Source organism: Nocardia aegles, from assembly GCF_052545135.1.
On sequence record NZ_JBQWRI010000001.1, the window covers coordinates 463,772 to 479,556 of the forward strand.

Here is a 15,785-nt window from a genome sequence, read left to right on the forward strand (position 1 = left end):
TGCACAATTGTGCATAGGTGAACGGCGGGTAACCTGACTCCCGCCATGCCGTTCGGGACCGGCGGACGCCGGAACCGAGCAACAACACCGTGCCCAGGCTGGCCCACCCACCCGGTGGGCCCGCGCAGACAAGGAAGTCGATCTACCCGTGCCGAACGCTGCCCTGACTGAAAAGACCGATGTAGTACTCATCGGTGCCGGCATCATGAGCGCCACTCTCGGCGCGCTGCTGCGGCAGCTGCAGCCGGACTGGTCGATCTCCCTGTTCGAGCGGCTCGACGCCGCCGCCGCGGAGAGCAGCGATCCGTGGAACAACGCGGGCACCGGACACTCCGCGCTGTGCGAGCTGAACTACAGCCCGCAGGCGTCCGATGGTTCGGTGGACATCACCAAGGCCGTCGACATCAACGAGCGCTTCCAGGTCTCCCGCCAATTCTGGTCCTACGGCGTGGAGAACGGCATCCTCCGCGATCCGTCCGCTTTCATCAATCCCATCCCGCACGTCAGCTTCGTGCACGGCGCCGACAACGTGCAGTACCTGCGCAAGCGGTACGAGGCACTGGCGCCGCACCCGCTGTTCGAGGGCATGGAGTACATCGACAGCCCCGACGAGTTCTCCCGCCGCCTGCCGCTCATGGCGCGCGGGCGCGACTTCTCCGATCCGATCGCGTTGAACTGGACCGACGGCGGCACCGACATCGACTTCGGCTCGCTCACCCAGGAACTGCTCGCCTACCTCGGCGCTTCCGGCGCGGATCTGGCCTTCGGGCACGAGGTGCGCGATCTGTCCAAGCAGTCCGACGGATCCTGGGTGGTCACGGTGCGCAATGAGCGCACCCGCGAAACCCGCAAGCTGATCAGCAAATTCGTCTTCGTCGGCGCGGGTGGCGGCGCGCTGCCGCTGCTGCAGAAGGCGGGTATCGAGGAAGCGAAGGGCTTCGGCGGGTTCCCGGTGAGCGGTCAGTTCTTCCGCTGCGTCAACCGGGCGTTGATCAACCAGCACGAGGCCAAGGTATACGGCAAGGCCGCCGTCGGCGCTCCGCCGATGTCGGTGCCGCACTTGGACACTCGCGTCATCAAGGGCAAGCCGGGCCTGCTGTTCGGCCCGTACGCGGGCTGGACGCCGAAGTTCCTCAAGGACGGCAAGAACACCGACCTGTTCAAGTCGGTGCGGCCGGACAACATCTTCTCGCTACTCGGCGTCGGCGTCACCGAGCTCGGCCTGACCAAGTACCTGGTCAGTGAGCTGCTGAAGTCGGAGGCGGGCAAGGTGTTCACGCTGTCGGAGTTCATTCCGCGCGCCGAGGCCAGGGACTGGGAGCTCATCACCGCGGGCCAGCGCGTGCAGGTGATCCGCCGTAAGGGCGCGGGCGGCGTGCTCGAGTTCGGCACCGCCGTGATCGCCGCGCAGGACGGCACGATCGCCGGTCTGCTCGGCGCGTCCCCGGGCGCCTCCACCTGCGTCACCGCCATGCTGGACGTGCTGCAGCGGTGCTTCCCCCGGGAGTACGCCGAATGGACGCCGAAGCTGAAGGAGATGGTGCCCTCGCTGGGCGTGAAGCTCTCCGACGACCCGGCGTTGTTCCACGAAGTGTGGGACTGGACCACCAAGACGCTCAACCTCGTCACCAGCGGCGACAACACGCCGAGCCACGCAGGGGTCGCGGCGAACGCCTAGGTTGTGATAGCAAGACGCGATGATGTCAACGGTTGCTCTCAAACGTTCCTGGGCACAGGATCTCGATACCGCGACGCTCTATCAGCTGTTGAAACTGCGCGTCGAAGTCTTCGTCGTCGAACAGAAGTGCGCGTACCCCGAACTGGACGGGAAGGACCTGCTTCCCGAGACCCGGCACTTCTGGCTCGATGACGAGGGCGAGGTCATCGCCACACTGCGGCTGTGCGAAGAGCACCGCGACGGTGTGAAGAGCTTCCGCATCGGCAGGCTCTGTACCGCGGCGCCCGCCCGTGGGCACGGATACACCACGCGTCTGGTGCAGGCGGCGCTGGCCGAGGTCGGCTCGGCGACGGTGCGCCTGAGCGCTCAGAGCTACCTCATCGACCTGTACACCAAGCACGGATTCAAGGTCGACGGCCCGGAATTCGAGGAAGACGGCATCCCACACGTGCCGATGCGCAGGGGAGGCGAGTAGCCTCCCACCTCGCCATTCGCGCCCGCTCCGGAAGTCTCCGGAGCGGGCGCGGTGCTTGGCGGGGTCCGCCCGCATCGGTTCTGAATCGAAGGGCCCTATCGGATGGGTGTGGCCGCGCGCTTAGAGTTGGGGCGTGTCCCTGTCCCATGCCGAAACAGTGCCGACGTCCGATCCGCGCAGCCGAACACTGTCGACTTCGGACGGCGACGTCGGATTCCCGTTCTCGGCGGTGGTCGGGCAGGAGCGGCTGCAACTGGCGCTGATTCTCTGCGCGGTGCATCCCGGCATCGGCGGCGTGCTGGTGCGCGGCGAGAAGGGCACCGCGAAATCGACCGTGGTGCGCGCGCTGGCGCAGTTGCTGCCGCCGGTGGTGGACGATACCGGCGCGCGGCCCGCGCGCCTGGTGGAGTTGCCGGTGGGCGCGACGGAGGACCGCGTGGTCGGCTCGCTGGACCTCGAACGGGTGCTGCGCGACGGGGAACAGGCGTTCCGTCCCGGCCTGCTGGCCGCCGCCCATCACGGTGTGCTGTACGTCGACGAGGTCAACCTGCTGCACGACCATCTGGTGGACGTGCTGCTGGACGCCGCTGCGATGGGCCGGGTGCATATCGAACGCGACGGTGTGTCGCACTCGCATCCGGCGCGGTTCGTGCTGGTCGGCACCATGAATCCGGAGGAGGGCGAGCTGCGTCCGCAACTGCTGGACCGGTTCGGCCTGACCGTGGACGTGGCCGCCTCGCGGGAGGTCGACGTGCGCATGGCGGTGGTGCGCCGCAGGCTGGACTACGAGGCCGATCCGGCCGGATTCGCGGCCGGCTACGCCGAGGCCGACCACGAGGTGGCCGAGCGGATCCTCGCCGCCCGCGACCGGCTGGGGCGGGTCGCGCTCGACGATGTGGAACTGCGCCGGATCGCCGCGCTGTGCGCCGCGTTCGACGTCGACGGCATGCGCGCCGACCTGGTCGTCGCGCGCACCGCGGCCGCGCATGCCGCCTGGCGCGGTGGCGACGCGGTGACAGAGCACGACGTGCGGGTGGCCGCCGAATTGGCACTGCCGCACCGGCGCAGGCGCGATCCGTTCGACGAGCCCGGCATCAGCGAGCAACAGCTCGACGACGCCATGCGCGACGCCGCCGCGGAGGCGCAACGCGAGCAGGGGCCGACCGCGCCGCAGGATGCCGAAGCGACCGATGGTGCGGTCACCGATGACGAGCGGCGGGACCCGCCGGGCGACGACCCGGACGGCGGCCCCGACGATCCTTCGCCGCCGGACGGTCCGGGCGGCGAGCGATCCGGGGAAGGTCGTACCGGCCCACCGGTTTCCGCCAGGGCGCGGACACCGCGCTGGGAAGTGCCCGGTGTCGGCGAGGGCGCTCCGGGGCGCCGCTCCCGCGCGGAATCCCGGCACGGGCGAGTGGTGCGTTCCAGCACCGAGACCGCTTCGGGACTGCACCTGCTCGGCACCGTGCTCGCCTCCGCGCCACATCAGCGTGCCCGCGGACGCGCCTCCGGGCCGCTGCGGCTGGCCGCCGAGGACCTCCGCGGCGCGTATCGGGAAGGCCGCGAGGGGAATCTGGTCGTGTTCGTCGTCGACGCGTCCGGTTCCATGGCCGCCCGCGACCGGTTGTCCGCGGTCACCGGCGCGGTGGTCACGCTGCTGCGCGATGCCTACCAGCGCCGCGACAAGGTCGCCGTCGTCACCGTGCGCGGGGCGGAGGCCGAACTCGTGCTGCCGCCCACCTCATCGGTCGACATCGCGGTGCGCCGGTTGTCCGGGATGCGCACGGGCGGGAAGACGCCGCTGGGCGCGGGCCTGCTGAAGGCACGGGAGATCGTGCTGCGCGAGCGGGTGCGCGATCCGCGCCGCAGACCCATGCTGGTGGTGCTCACCGACGGTCGCGCCACGGGCGGCGCCGACCCGGTTCCCCGCGCCCGTACCGCGGCCCGCTTGCTCGCCAGGGACGCGGTGACCTCGATCGTGGTCGACTGCGAACGCGGCATGATCCGCCTCGGTCTCGCCGCGCAGCTGGCTCGCGACCTGCGCGGCGGATATCTGCGATTGGCCGAGCTGACCGGCGATTCGGTCGCCGATGTCGTCCGTTCGGGTTCCGCGAGCCGAAGCGTTTCGCGGGCGGCGTGAGCGAGAGTGTGATGGTGCGTCCGGTGCAGACCGCTGCGCGGCGCTTTCGGCCGAGCACGCACAGCGCGGCCGTTCGGCCGTGTGGCGGGCCGGTTGCGCGAGCAGTGGCTTTCGGCGGGACGCGCGGTCGGTCGGAGTGATCCCAGGACGAGCAAGGAGATTCGATGCCCAAGGGTGTTCCCGAGACCGTTCCCGACGACGGGTTGACCACACGGCAGCGACGCAACCAGCCGGTGCTCGCCGTACACACGGGGCCGGGTAAGGGCAAGTCGACGGCCGCGTTCGGGATGGCGCTGCGGGCCTGGAACCAGGGTTTCGACGTCGCGGTGTTCCAGTTCGTGAAGAGCGCCAAGTGGAAGGTCGGGGAGGAAGCCGCCTTCCGCGCTCTCGGCGCGCTGCACGAGCAGACCGGCGCGGGCGGGCCGGTCGAATGGCACAAGATGGGCGAGGGCTGGTCCTGGACCCGCAAGCAGGGCAGCGAACAGGATCACGCCGCGGCCGCGCTGGCGGGATGGCAGGAGATCGCCCGCCGCCTGAAGGCCGAACAGCACCGCTTCTACGTCCTCGACGAATTCACCTACCCCCTCACATGGGGCTGGGTCGACACCGCTGACGTAGTGGACACCCTGCGCGCCCGCCCGGGAAACCAACACGTCGTCATCACCGGCCGCGACGCTCCCCGACCCCTCCTCGAAGCCGCCGACCTGGTAACCGAGATGACCAAACTCAAACACCCCATGGACGCCGGTCGCAAAGGCCAACGAGGCATCGAATGGTGATTTCCGCGAGCGGCACATCACCGCGGCGTATCGCGAGAATGCCGCACGAGTCACTCGCGAAGCGGGGGCGGGGATGAGGGCGGTTGTGGTGGCGGCGCCGGCGTCGGGAAGCGGGAAGACGACGGTGGCGACCGGGTTGGTGGGGGCGTTGCGGCGGGTGGGGCATCGGGTGGCGCCGTTCAAGGTGGGGCCGGATTACATCGATCCGGGGTATCACGGGCTGGCGGCGGGGCGGCCGGGGAGGAATCTGGATCCGGTGCTGGTGGGGGTGGAGCGGGTTGTACCGCTGTACCGGCACGGCGCGCGGGGGTGCGACCTCGCCGTGGTCGAAGGCGTGATGGGGCTGTTCGACGGGCGGATCGACGAACACTGTTCCAGTCCCGTGGCGGAGGGTTCGACGGCGCAGGTCGCGGCCCTGCTCGGGGCGCCGGTGGTGCTGGTGGTGGACGCTCGCGGGCACAGCCAGAGCCTGGCGGCGCTGTTGCACGGATTCGCGACTTTCGACAGTGGCGTCCGCCTCGGTGGTGTGATCCTGAACCGGGTCGGCAGCGAACGGCACGAGCACGTGCTGCGCGCAGCCTGTGATCGCGTCGGGCTGCCGGTGCTCGGGTCGCTGCCGCGCCTGGCCGACCTCGAGGTCCCTTCCCGGCATCTCGGCCTGATCCCGGCCGTGGAACACGGTCGGGCCGCGACGGCGGCGGTCGCGGCGATGACGGACCTCGTCGCCGCACATGTGGACCTGCACGCCATCGCGGCACTCGCACGCTCGTGCGCGCCGGGAGCCGCGTGGGATCCCGCCGCGGCGGTGCGTGGGCTCGAAGGGGCCGCCGATGCCGAGACCGAGACGTCACTCGGTGCGCCTGCTGCCGAGGAGACGTCGACGGCTGCCGGTGCGGCGGCTGCCCCCGCGGCTGCGACGTCTGTCAGCGACGCCGGTGAATCGGCAGCGTCGATATCTTTCGGTGGAGTCGGTGCCCTCGAGTCGTCGGGGAATGTCGGCGGTGACCGGGACTCGTGGGTCGCCATCCAGCCCGGCGGTGTGTGCGCCGCCGACAGTGCTTCCGGCGCGATCGCCGTTCACGCCCAGGCCGACCGGGAGGGGCCGCTGATCGCCGTGGCCGGTGGCCCGGCGTTCACGTTCGGCTATGCCGAGCACCGTGAGTTGCTGACAGCCGCGGGGGCGCAGGTGGTCGTGTTCGATCCGCTGCACGACGAATTGCCTACCGGGACAGCGGGTTTGGTTCTTCCGGGTGGCTTCCCGGAGGAACACGCCGCGGAGCTGGCCGCCAACTCCGCCCTGTTGCGGGCAGTGGCCGAAGCCGCGCGCCGCGGGATGCCGGTGCATGCCGAATGCGCGGGACTGCTGTACCTGAGCCGCTCGCTGGACGGGCACCCGATGGCCGGGGTGGTGGCGGCCGACGCCGCGTTCGGCCCGCGCCTGACGCTCGGTTACCGAGACGCCGTCGCGCTGGCCGACTCGCCGTTGTGGCGGGCCGGGGAACGGGTCCGTGGCCACGAATTCCACCGCACGTGCCTGGTGTCCGCGCCGCCACGGAATCCGGCGTGGGGCTGGCGCGCCGGCACGGGAGAGCCCATCCGAGAAGGGGCACTCAGCGGCAACGTGCATGCCTCGTACTTGCATACCCACCCGGCGGGAAATCCCGAGGCGGTGCGGCGATTCGTCACGGCGACAGCACGATTCGCGAGCTCGCGTGCCCTCCGCTGAAGTCGTCGTCGGCATCGGCCTGCGACCACGCACCTCGGCCCGCACGATCCGCGCCGCCCTGCACGAGGGCGTGGGTGATCATCGGATCGTGTGCTTGGCCAGCATCGCGCCGCGCTGCACCGAACCCGGCCTGCGCGCCGTCGCCCGGGACCTCCGAGTGCCGCTGCGGTCCTACTCTGCCGCCGAACTGGCGGCCGTCGCCGTCCACAACCCGGAAAGCCGGACTCGCGCGGCGGTCGGCACGGCGAGCGTCGCCGAGGCCGCGGCATTACTCGCCGCCGAAGGCGGGTCGCTGGTGCTGTCCAAGCGTGTCGTGCGCGGAGTCGTGCTCGCGGCCGCGTTGTACGAGCGGTAGGCCCATCCGACCGGCTGCGTATCGGGCCGCGCGATCGCCGCGTCGATGCCTGCGCTCCGCCGATGGCCCACTACGGACGCAATCGTGCGGTGTTCATCGGCCGCGCACCGCACACTTGCCGGGCAGCCGGTCTCGGTGGCACCGACCTCGGTGGGTCACGCCTCGAGATCGTCGGCGAACCCGATGTCCTCGTGCCACAGCGCGGGATGCTCGGCGATGAAACGGGTCATCAGATCGATGCAGCGCCGGTCTTCCAGAACGGTGACGGCCACGCCGTGTCCGGCGAGCCACTCGTGCCCGCCGGAGAAGGTCTGCGACTCCCCGATCACCACCGAGCCGATGCCGAACTGGCGGACCAGGCCGCTGCAGTACCAGCACGGCGAGAGCGTGGTGACCATGATGGTGTCGCGGTAATCGCGGCGTCGTCCCGCCGCGCGGAAGGCGTCGGTCTCGGCGTGCATGCTGGGGTCGCCGGACTGCACCCGGCGGTTGCGGCCGCGGCCGAGCAGGGTGCCGTCGGCGTCGAAGAGGGCGGCGCCGATCGGGATCCCGCCCTCGGCGAGCCCGCGCAACGCCTCCTCGTAGGCCACATCGAGCAGTCGCGCCGGTGTCGGCTGCTTCATCGGTCCGCCTTTCCGAGCTGGACGACTCCACAGCAACCTACCGCCACGGACTGCCGAATCGCTTGTTACCGCTCGTCGCGTCGGCCGGGCGGCGACCCGGGCGATTGCCGGTGCCGGATGGTCACGCCGTAGGCTCGAAACTTGTGCCGAACACGTCAGACGCAACGCAAGACCCGCCCGCCGGCGACCCGAACTACCTGGTCGGGCTCGATCTGCACGGACGGCGTGTCGTCGTGGTCGGCGGTGGGTCGGTGGCGCAGCGCAGGCTCGGCCTGCTGATCGCCTCCGGCGCGGATGTCCATGTGGTGAGTCGTGCCGTGACGCCAGCGGTCGAGGCGATGGCGAGCTCCGGGCAGATCGCCGTCACCCTGCGCGAGTACACCGACGGCGATCTCGACGGCGCCTGGTACGCGATCGCGTGCACCGACGAACCCGAGACCAACGCGGCCGTGGTGGCGGAGGCAACCCGGCGGCGGATCTTCTGCGTGCGTGCCGACACGGCACGGCTGGGCACCGCGGTCACCCCCGCGACCGCGCGCTACGACGGGCTGACCCTCGGTGTGCTCGCGAGCGGGCAGCACCGGCGCTCGGCGGCCGTGCGCAACGCATTGCTGGAAGCCCTGCAATCCGGTGTGGTGAGCGACGACTCGACGCCGATCTCGCCCGGTGTCGCCCTGGTGGGCGGTGGACCGGGTGATCCCGATCTGATCACTGTGCGCGGGCGGCGGCTGCTGGCCAGGGCGGATCTCGTGGTGGCCGACCGGCTCGCGCCCCCGGAACTGCTCGCCGAACTCGGGCCCGAGGTCGAGGTGGTCGACGCCGCCAAGATCCCGTACGGGCGGGCGATGGCACAGGAGGCGATCAACAGCGCGCTGATCGAAGGAGCCAAGGCGGGCAAGTTCGTGGTGCGGCTCAAGGGCGGCGACCCGTACGTGTTCGGGCGCGGCTACGAGGAACTGGAGGCCTGCGTGGCCGCCGGGGTCCCGGTCACGGTGGTGCCCGGCGTCACCAGCCCCATCTCGGTGCCCGCCGCCGCGGGCATCCCGGTGACCCACCGCGGCGTCACCCACGAGTTCGTGGTGGTCAGCGGGCACGTCGCGCCGGACCATCCGGATTCGCTGGTGGACTGGCCCGCGCTGGCCCGGCTGCGCGGCACCCTGGTGCTGATGATGGCGGTGGAGCGGATCGAGCAGTTCGCCACCGCGCTGCTGGAGGGCGGGCGCCCGGTCGGCACGCCCGCCACCGTCATCCAGGAGGGCACGTTGCGCACACAGCGCGTGCTGCGCGCCGATCTCGGCACAGTGGCCGCTCGGGTGCGCGCCGAGGGCATCCGCCCACCCGCGATCGTGGTGATCGGCCCGACCGCCGGATTCTCCGCCGATGCGATCGTCCCGCACGTCGACTCAGCAGCGGGCTAGCGTTTGCCGCCGCCGCGATCGGAGGCCGAGCGGCCCTGGCCGCACAGACCATTGCCTGATGGGTGCGGTCGGACCCGTAGTCCGTCGTCAGCCTGCGCATGGCCGCAGCGAAGCCGGAGGTACGCCTGAACCGGTCGTATCGGCACCCGTGACGGGGGCCGTCCGCCGAGAGTGTGCGCGCCATCGGCACTCGACCCGGATCGCTCAGCCGATTGCGGGGGAGTCGGCCTGACCGGCCGGATGGTCGGTGCCGCTTCCCGTCGTCGGCCCGGCCGGGCCGGTGGGTGGACAAATGCGGCAGCCGCATCAATTACAGTGACTCACTGTGCTTCGGAACCCCGCTGCGACGATGCAGTATCCAGTGACGCAGCGGGCCTTCGGGCTCGCCATTCTAGTCCTGAGCGGATTGCAGCTCATGGTCGTGCTCGACGGCACGGTCGTGATCTTCGCGCTGCCGCGGCTGCAAGAGGAGATGGGATTGTCCAGCGCGGGCAGCGCCTGGACGGTGACATCGTACGGGCTCACCTTCGCGGGCCTGATGCTGCTCGGCGGCAGACTCGGCGACGCGTTCGGCCGCAAGCGCATGCTCGTGGTCGGTGTCGCGGTGTTCACCCTGGCCTCGCTGTTGTGCGGGCTGGCGCAGAACCAGGCGATGCTGCTCGCGGCGCGGGCGTTCCAGGGCGCGGGCGCGGCGGTCGCGGCGCCGACGGCGTTCGCGCTCGTGGCGACGACCTTCGCGCCGGGAAAGGCACGCAACCAGGCGATCGCGATCGTCGGCTCGATGGTCGGCATCGGCTCCGTCGGTGGTCTCGTGGTCGGCGGCGCGCTGACCCAGCTGTCCTGGCGGTGGATCTTCCTGATCAACGTCCCGATCGGCGCGTTGATCATTCTCGGCGCGGCCTACAAACTCGCCGACACCGAACACCACCGTTCGGCGCTCGATCTTCCCGGCGCGGTGCTCGGCACCATCGCCTGCGCGTCGATCGTGTTCGGCGCCACCGAAGGGCCGGAGATGGGGTGGGGACACCCGGCGATCATCGGTTCGCTGATCGCCGGCGTCGTGCTGCTGATCGTCTTCGTGGCGCTGGAACGGCGGGTGGACCACCCGCTGCTGCCGTGGTCGCTGTTCGACAGCCGGGACCGTGTCGCCACCTTCCTGCTCATCTTCCTGGCCGGTGGCGTGCTGGGCGCGATGACCTTCTTCGTCGCCCAGTTCATGCAGAACGTCATCGGGTACGGGCCGCTCAAGGCGGGCGTGGCGGCGATTCCGTTCACCGTCGGCATCGGTGTCGGCGGCGCGGTGGCCTCCAAGGCGGCGCTCTACATCGCGCCGCGCTGGCTGCTCGCGGGCGCGGCCGCGGTGCTCGGTGTCGGACTGTTGTTCGGCTCGACCCTCGACGGCGAGGTCCTGTACTTCGCCACGCTGCTGCCGCTGCTGGTGGTGATCGGCTTCGGCGTCGGCATCGCCATGGTGCTCGCACCGCTGTGTGTGCTGGTCGACGTGCCGCCCGCCAATATCGGCCCGCTGGCCGCGGTCGGGCAGATGTTCATGAATCTGGCCACGCCGGTGGCCATCGGTCTGCTCACCCCGATCGCGGCCTCCCGCACCCTGTCGCTCGGCGGCCGCACCGAGAAGGTGACCGGGATGACCCCCGCGGAGATCGCCGCGCTCGGCAACGGCTACACCCTGGTTCTGTTCGTCTGCGCCCTCGTCGCGTTCGTGACCGGATTGGTCGCCCTGACCCTGCGCTTCACCCCGCAGCAGCTGGCCATGGCCCAGCACGCTCAAGAAGAAGCGCAACAGGCCTGAGCTGTCAGCTGCGCTGGGCGGTGAACGGATTCATAGTGATTCCCGTGCTGACCGCGGCTGGTGCGCGCCCAGCACAGCGATCACAACCGCCCCGCGACTCGCCGGGGTGTCACCCGCACGATGACGCGCGGACCGTCGTCGGCCGAAGCGGGATTGAAGTCCGCGTACTTCTGTCCGGTGTACTTCGCCGACAGCTCGTCGGGCAGCGTCTTCTCCGGATCGGGCGTGATGGTCACGCTGCCCCGGATCTCCGCGTAGACGTACGGGTTGTCCGGCGGATTGATCAGCACGGTGATGCGCGGGTCGCGCGCGAGGTTCTTGCCCTGCTGGCGATCGGTCGTGGTGGAGAAGAGCAGGTCGTTGCCGTCGCGCTTCAGCCAGATCACGGTCAGGTGCGGTTGCCCATTGGGCCCGATCGTGGCCGCGGTGGCGAAGACCTTTTCTTCGTCCAGGTACTTCTTCAGGTCGTCGGAAAGCTCTGCGATGCTGGTCACGTTCTGAGCGAACAACGTCGCGCGGCACGGCATTCCCGTCGGCTCGGGCACATGGCCGGCGTGGATCCGAGGGTGTGCCGAGCCGTCGACGTCGGCGCGGTCGACGATCGCCGCAGGGGCATCGCTCCCATGTTGCCGGTCCCGGACCGGCAACATGCGAGGCATCGAAACGGGCTCGTCACCACTCGGGGTCGGTGCGATAGATCTCGCGGTACTCCTTGGCGAAGGCGCGGCGCCCGAGCAGACGCCAGGCCAGGCGTGCTGGAACGGGCATCTCGGCCAGCACCTTACGGCGTTCGGTGTCGGACACTCCCTGCAGGATGAAGCCGAGGAAGACCAGCTGGCGATCCTTGGGCAGGTGGTCTCGGCCGCGTTCGCCGAGCGCCTGCCATTCCGTGGCGGTCATGACATTCTCGACGACGGGCAGGATGTGCTGTTCTTCCTCGGCCAGGTGTTCGTCGACGGCGGTGGCGAGCGCACGCAGTGTCACGGCGAGCCGATCGCGGACCGAAGGGTCGGCGGCGGCGGCGAATTCGGCCGCCAGGCGGTGTGCGCGTTCGGTGAGTTCGGCGATCCGCTCATGCTGTTCCTCCATGCGCAGCACCGAGGCCGCGTCGGCGGGAGCGCGTTCGAGCAGCAGGGGCCACAGGAGCTCGTCCTCGCCGGAGTGATGCTGGTGCAGGCCGGTACCCAGCTCGTCCAGGAACGCGACCAGGCGCCGGGCGCGGTCGACGTCACCGGCCGCGACTTCGGTGACGAGGCCGGGTAGCGCGTGGAAGTGTCTGCGGAAGGCGTTGTGCACCACGACCATGTCGTAGGTGTCGGGGCGCGCGGGCGCTGTGGTGGTGTTCACGAGCTGCTCCTGTCGGTGTCGGGACCGCGGCGAGCATGCGGTCGGTCGCTTGTAGCCTGCTCGAGACGCGCTTAAGAGCAGCCATCCCTAGACTTGGCGGGTCATGGTTCGAATCCGGGTACTCGGCGCGCTGACCGCGGCGGACGAGCGCGGTGAACTCGATCTCGGCGGCCCGCGGCAACGCGGTGTGCTGGCACGGCTGCTGGTCGCGCGGGGCGAGCTGGTTTCGGTCGATCGCCTGATCGACGACCTGTGGCGCGGTGAGCCGCCACCGCGGGCGCTGGGTGCGCTGCAGGCCTATGTGTCCAATCTGCGGCGGCTGCTCGAGCCGCGGCGGCCGCCGCGCGCGCCCGCGACCGTGTTGATCAGCCGCGCTCCCGGATACGCTGTGCGTCTGGACACCGATGCGGTGGACGCGTGGGTCTTCGGCGCCGACCTGGATACCGCGGCGCGGCAACTCGATCCGCGTGCGCGGCGGCGCGCCCTGGAGCGGGCGCTGGCCCGCTGGCAGGGGCCGGCGTACGCGGGCTACGCGGAGGAATCATGGGCGAGCGCGGAGGCGGCGCGGCTCGAGGAATTGCGCTCGAGCGCGCGGGAACAGCTCGTAGCCACGCTGCTCGAGCTGGATGAACCGGCACTGGCCGCGGCCCAGGCCGAGGTGCTGAGCCGGGAACATCCGCTGCGGGAGGAAGCGTGGCGGCTCACGGCGCTGGCGCGCTACCAGGCCGGGCGCCAGGCGGAAGCGCTCGCCGCGCTGCGGCAGGCCCGCGCGGTACTCGCCGAAGAGCTCGGAATCGATCCGGGACCGGCACTGACCAGGTTGGAAGCCGACATCCTGGCCCAGCGGATTCCGGTGCGCGAGAAGACCGTCTTCGCCTCCGATCCGGCTCCGAAGGCACCCGCCGCCGAGGCGAGCACGGGGCTGCTCGGGCGTGCCGCGGAACTTGCCGCCCTGCACGCCGCCGCCCAGGGCGACAGGCCCAGGACAGCGACCCTGGTGGGCGAGGCCGGTAGCGGGAAATCGACCATGCTGCGCCATGTTCGCGACGCACTGACGGACTCCGGGTTCCGTGTGGTGCTCGGTCACTGCCCCGAGGACGAGGCCGCACCGTCCGCGTGGCCCTGGGTCGAGATGTTGCGCAGCCTGGTCGGCGAGCACGATCCCGGTGACTTCGCGCCCGGACTCGCCCCGCTGCTCACCGACGGCGCGGACCCGCCGCGGGCGGATCACGCGCACGGTCGTTTCCTGCTGCACCGGGCGGTGTGCGGCTATCTCACCGTGGTCGCCGCCGACCGTCCGCTCGCGATCCTGCTCGACGACGCGCACCGCAGCGACGCCGAAACCGCTGTGTTGCTCGCCGCGGTGGCCACGAGAGTGCCCGCGCTGGTCGTGATCGGCTACCGCCCGGACGAAGTGCCGCCCGCGCTCGCCGATGCCCTCGCGACGCTGGCGACCACCGTCCGCGCACGGGTCCGCCTGCACGGCCTCGGTATCGAGGACAGCGGCAGGCTCATCACCGCACTGACCGGGAGCGCACCAGCGGACTCCCTGGTCGAGACACTGCACGAGCGCACCGGCGGCAATCCGTTCTACCTCATCGAGATCGCGCGCCTGTTGCGCAGCGAGGGCGAACTGGTGGCCGCCTCCGAAGTCCCGCAGGGTGTGCGGGACGTCCTGCGCCGCAGGCTTTCCCGCCTGCCCGAGACCGTGGTGGCGTTGCTTCGCCTTGCCGCGGTGATCGGCCGGGAGTTCGACCTCGAGGTGCTGGTGCGGGCCGCGGAGGTGGGTGCGGACGAGGTGCTGGACGCGGTGGAGGCCGGCGTCCTGGCCGGGTTGCTGGACGAACCGGCCAGTGGCCGCGGCCGTTTCACCCACATCCTGGTTCGCGACACGCTCCTCGGGGATTTGCCGAGGGTCCGCCGCGATCGGTGGCACCGGCGGGTGGCTGCCGCGATCGAGGAGATCGATCCGGGGGATTTCGCCGCTCTCGCGCACCACTACGGCGAATCGGTGACCCCGCTGACGGCACGGCGGGCCGCCGACTACGCGGTGGCCGCGGCCGAACGGGCCGAGCGGCGCTACGCCCACGACGTCGCCGCCGCCGGATACGAACGTGCCGTCGCGGCCCTGGAGCGCCAGGTCGGCTCGGACACCGTCGCAGAGCGGGTCGCGATGCTGTGCCGGGCCGGTCGCAGTCACCTCGCCGGTGGCAACAGCCTCGCCGCGCGCGCCGCCCGCGGCCGCGCCGCGGCATCGGCCGAGGAAGCAGGCCGGCCCGACTTGCTGTTGCGGGCGTTCAGCGCCTGGGACACTCCGACACCGTGGCTGAATCGGTTCTACGGTGTGGTCGAACACCAGGTGGTCGCCCGGCTCGAGGGCGCACTGCGTTTTCCGGGCCTCACTCCCGCCGACCGGTGCCGGTTGCTGGTCACCCTGGTCGACGAGATCGGTGGCGTGTCCGGCGAACGGGCCGGCCACGCCGCCGCCGAAGCCGAGGCGATCGCCCGCGAACTGGGCGACGACACCCTGCTCGCTCCGGCATTGCAAGCCCGGGCATCGCTCTACGACACCCGCGAGCGGGGCCCGCTCGGAGCCGAGTTGATCGAGATCGGTCGGCGCAACGACCACAGCACCTACCTGGTACTGGGCCACACCATCTCCGTCCAGGCCGCCGCTTTCGCCGCGGACCTCGCCGTCGCGGGCGAGCACCTCGAGGCGGCTACCGTGCTGGCCGACCGCTACCAGTGGCGGCAAGCGCAGGTGGCCAACGCCATGGCGCGCGGGCTGCTGGCGCTGGCAGCGGGGGACCCGAACGCCGCCGAGCGGCACTACGCACAGGCCGGCGAACTGCTGACCCGTGCGGAAATCATCAATGCGAGCGGGATTTCGGCCATGGCGCTTTTCGCGGTGCGATGGTACCAGGGACGGGCCGGGGAATTGGCCGAGATGATCGGCGAATTCGCCGAGAGCGCCGCCCCGGAGACCGTGGACACCACCGTGGATTTCCAGGTGCTGGCCCTGCTCGCCGCCGGCGATCGCGCGGCGGCCGAACAAGCCAGGCGGCGCGCTCGACCGGTCCGGCGCGACCTGTTCCGCTCGTTGTTCCTCACCTTGCGCGGCATGACGGTCGCGGCGCTGGGCACGCCGCAGGAGGCCGGCGCACCCTACCGTGACCTGCTGCCCTACCGAGATCGCCTCGGCGGCGCCGACACCGGCTCCTACGTCGTGGGTCCGGTCGACACGGTGCTCGGTGACCTTGCCGCGCTGCGCGGTGAGCCGGGCCCGGCCGCCGAGCACTACCGGGCGGCGCTGCGCGTTGCCCGCCGGTGCGGCAACCCCGCCTGGACCGCCGCCGCCCGCGAGCGTCTGGACCGCTGATCGGCTACTGGTCGTTCACAAGCCGGATCCGGACCGTTGTCCTCGACCGACCCAT

General features: G+C 70.8%; 12 protein-coding genes. 9 read left to right on the forward strand and 3 right to left on the reverse strand.

Going from position 1 to position 15,785, the window contains the following annotated elements:
* Positions 1–148 precede the first annotated feature (148 nt).
* From mqo to ACT89H_RS02270, 6 genes are all read left to right on the forward strand, one after another.
* The gene (gene mqo / locus ACT89H_RS02245) at positions 149–1,678 is read left to right on the forward strand and encodes a malate dehydrogenase (quinone) (RefSeq protein ID WP_445106773.1); all 1,530 of its coding nucleotides are present in this window, start codon (positions 149–151) and stop codon (positions 1,676–1,678) included.
* Positions 1,679–1,697: 19 nt separating this feature from the next.
* Positions 1,698–2,153 (forward strand): GNAT family N-acetyltransferase, encoded by a 456-nt coding sequence (locus ACT89H_RS02250; protein ID WP_445106774.1) that lies wholly within the window; start codon positions 1,698–1,700, stop codon positions 2,151–2,153.
* A gap of 157 nt (positions 2,154–2,310) precedes the next feature.
* Positions 2,311–4,293 carry a VWA domain-containing protein gene (locus ACT89H_RS02255; protein WP_445107333.1) on the forward strand — a complete coding sequence of 661 codons (1,983 nt, stop codon included), beginning with the start codon at positions 2,311–2,313 and terminating at the stop codon, positions 4,291–4,293.
* A 164-nt stretch (positions 4,294–4,457) separates the two neighbouring features.
* A complete protein-coding gene (gene cobO, locus ACT89H_RS02260) occupies positions 4,458–5,072 on the forward strand; it encodes a cob(I)yrinic acid a,c-diamide adenosyltransferase (RefSeq protein WP_445106775.1) in 615 nt (204 codons plus the stop codon).
* A 73-nt stretch (positions 5,073–5,145) separates the two neighbouring features.
* Positions 5,146–6,798 carry a cobyrinic acid a,c-diamide synthase CobB gene (locus tag ACT89H_RS02265; protein WP_445106776.1) on the forward strand — a complete coding sequence of 551 codons (1,653 nt, stop codon included), beginning with the start codon at positions 5,146–5,148 and terminating at the stop codon, positions 6,796–6,798.
* On the forward strand, positions 6,785–7,153 hold the full coding sequence (locus tag ACT89H_RS02270; RefSeq protein WP_445106777.1) for a cobalamin biosynthesis protein: 369 nt from the start codon (positions 6,785–6,787) through the stop codon (positions 7,151–7,153). The genes ACT89H_RS02265 and ACT89H_RS02270 overlap by 14 nt, the downstream gene beginning before the upstream one ends.
* Positions 7,154–7,308: 155 nt before the next feature.
* Here ACT89H_RS02270 and ACT89H_RS02275 read toward each other — a convergent pair whose 3' ends face one another.
* Positions 7,309–7,752: a nucleoside deaminase gene (locus ACT89H_RS02275; RefSeq protein ID WP_445107334.1), complete on the reverse strand. Its 444-nt coding sequence runs from the start codon at positions 7,750–7,752 to the stop codon at positions 7,309–7,311.
* 167 nt (positions 7,753–7,919) lie between these two features.
* Here ACT89H_RS02275 and cobA point away from each other — a divergent pair, with 167 nt between their 5' ends.
* Positions 7,920–9,194: a uroporphyrinogen-III C-methyltransferase gene (gene cobA, locus ACT89H_RS02280; RefSeq protein ID WP_445106778.1), complete on the forward strand. Its 1,275-nt coding sequence runs from the start codon at positions 7,920–7,922 to the stop codon at positions 9,192–9,194.
* Positions 9,195–9,543: 349 nt separating this feature from the next.
* The gene (locus tag ACT89H_RS02285; RefSeq protein ID WP_445106779.1) at positions 9,544–11,004 is read left to right on the forward strand and encodes an MFS transporter; all 1,461 of its coding nucleotides are present in this window, start codon (positions 9,544–9,546) and stop codon (positions 11,002–11,004) included.
* A gap of 80 nt (positions 11,005–11,084) precedes the next feature.
* Here the strand turns inward: ACT89H_RS02285 and ACT89H_RS02290 are convergent, their stop codons facing one another.
* A complete protein-coding gene (locus ACT89H_RS02290; protein WP_445106780.1) occupies positions 11,085–11,498 on the reverse strand; it encodes a PPOX class F420-dependent oxidoreductase in 414 nt (137 codons plus the stop codon).
* 178 nt (positions 11,499–11,676) lie between these two features.
* On the reverse strand, positions 11,677–12,351 hold the full coding sequence (locus tag ACT89H_RS02295; RefSeq protein WP_445106781.1) for a hemerythrin domain-containing protein: 675 nt from the start codon (positions 12,349–12,351) through the stop codon (positions 11,677–11,679).
* Positions 12,352–12,454: 103 nt separating this feature from the next.
* Here ACT89H_RS02295 and ACT89H_RS02300 point away from each other — a divergent pair, with 103 nt between their 5' ends.
* Positions 12,455–15,730 carry an ATP-binding protein gene (locus ACT89H_RS02300; protein WP_445106782.1) on the forward strand — a complete coding sequence of 1,092 codons (3,276 nt, stop codon included), beginning with the start codon at positions 12,455–12,457 and terminating at the stop codon, positions 15,728–15,730.
* Positions 15,731–15,785 lie beyond the last annotated feature (55 nt).

Bases quoted from the DNA above. Each gene is read 5' to 3' on its own strand.
- ACT89H_RS02250 (WP_445106774.1), top strand. From the start codon at position 1,698: ATGATGTCAACGGTTGCTCTCAAACGTTCCTGGGCACAGGATCTCGAT.
- cobO (WP_445106775.1), top strand. From the start codon at position 4,458: ATGCCCAAGGGTGTTCCCGAGACCGTTCCCGACGACGGGTTGACCACA.
- ACT89H_RS02265 (WP_445106776.1), top strand. From the start codon at position 5,146: ATGAGGGCGGTTGTGGTGGCGGCGCCGGCGTCGGGAAGCGGGAAGACG.
- ACT89H_RS02285 (WP_445106779.1), top strand. From the start codon at position 9,544: ATGCAGTATCCAGTGACGCAGCGGGCCTTCGGGCTCGCCATTCTAGTC.
- ACT89H_RS02300 (WP_445106782.1), top strand. From the start codon at position 12,455: ATGGTTCGAATCCGGGTACTCGGCGCGCTGACCGCGGCGGACGAGCGC.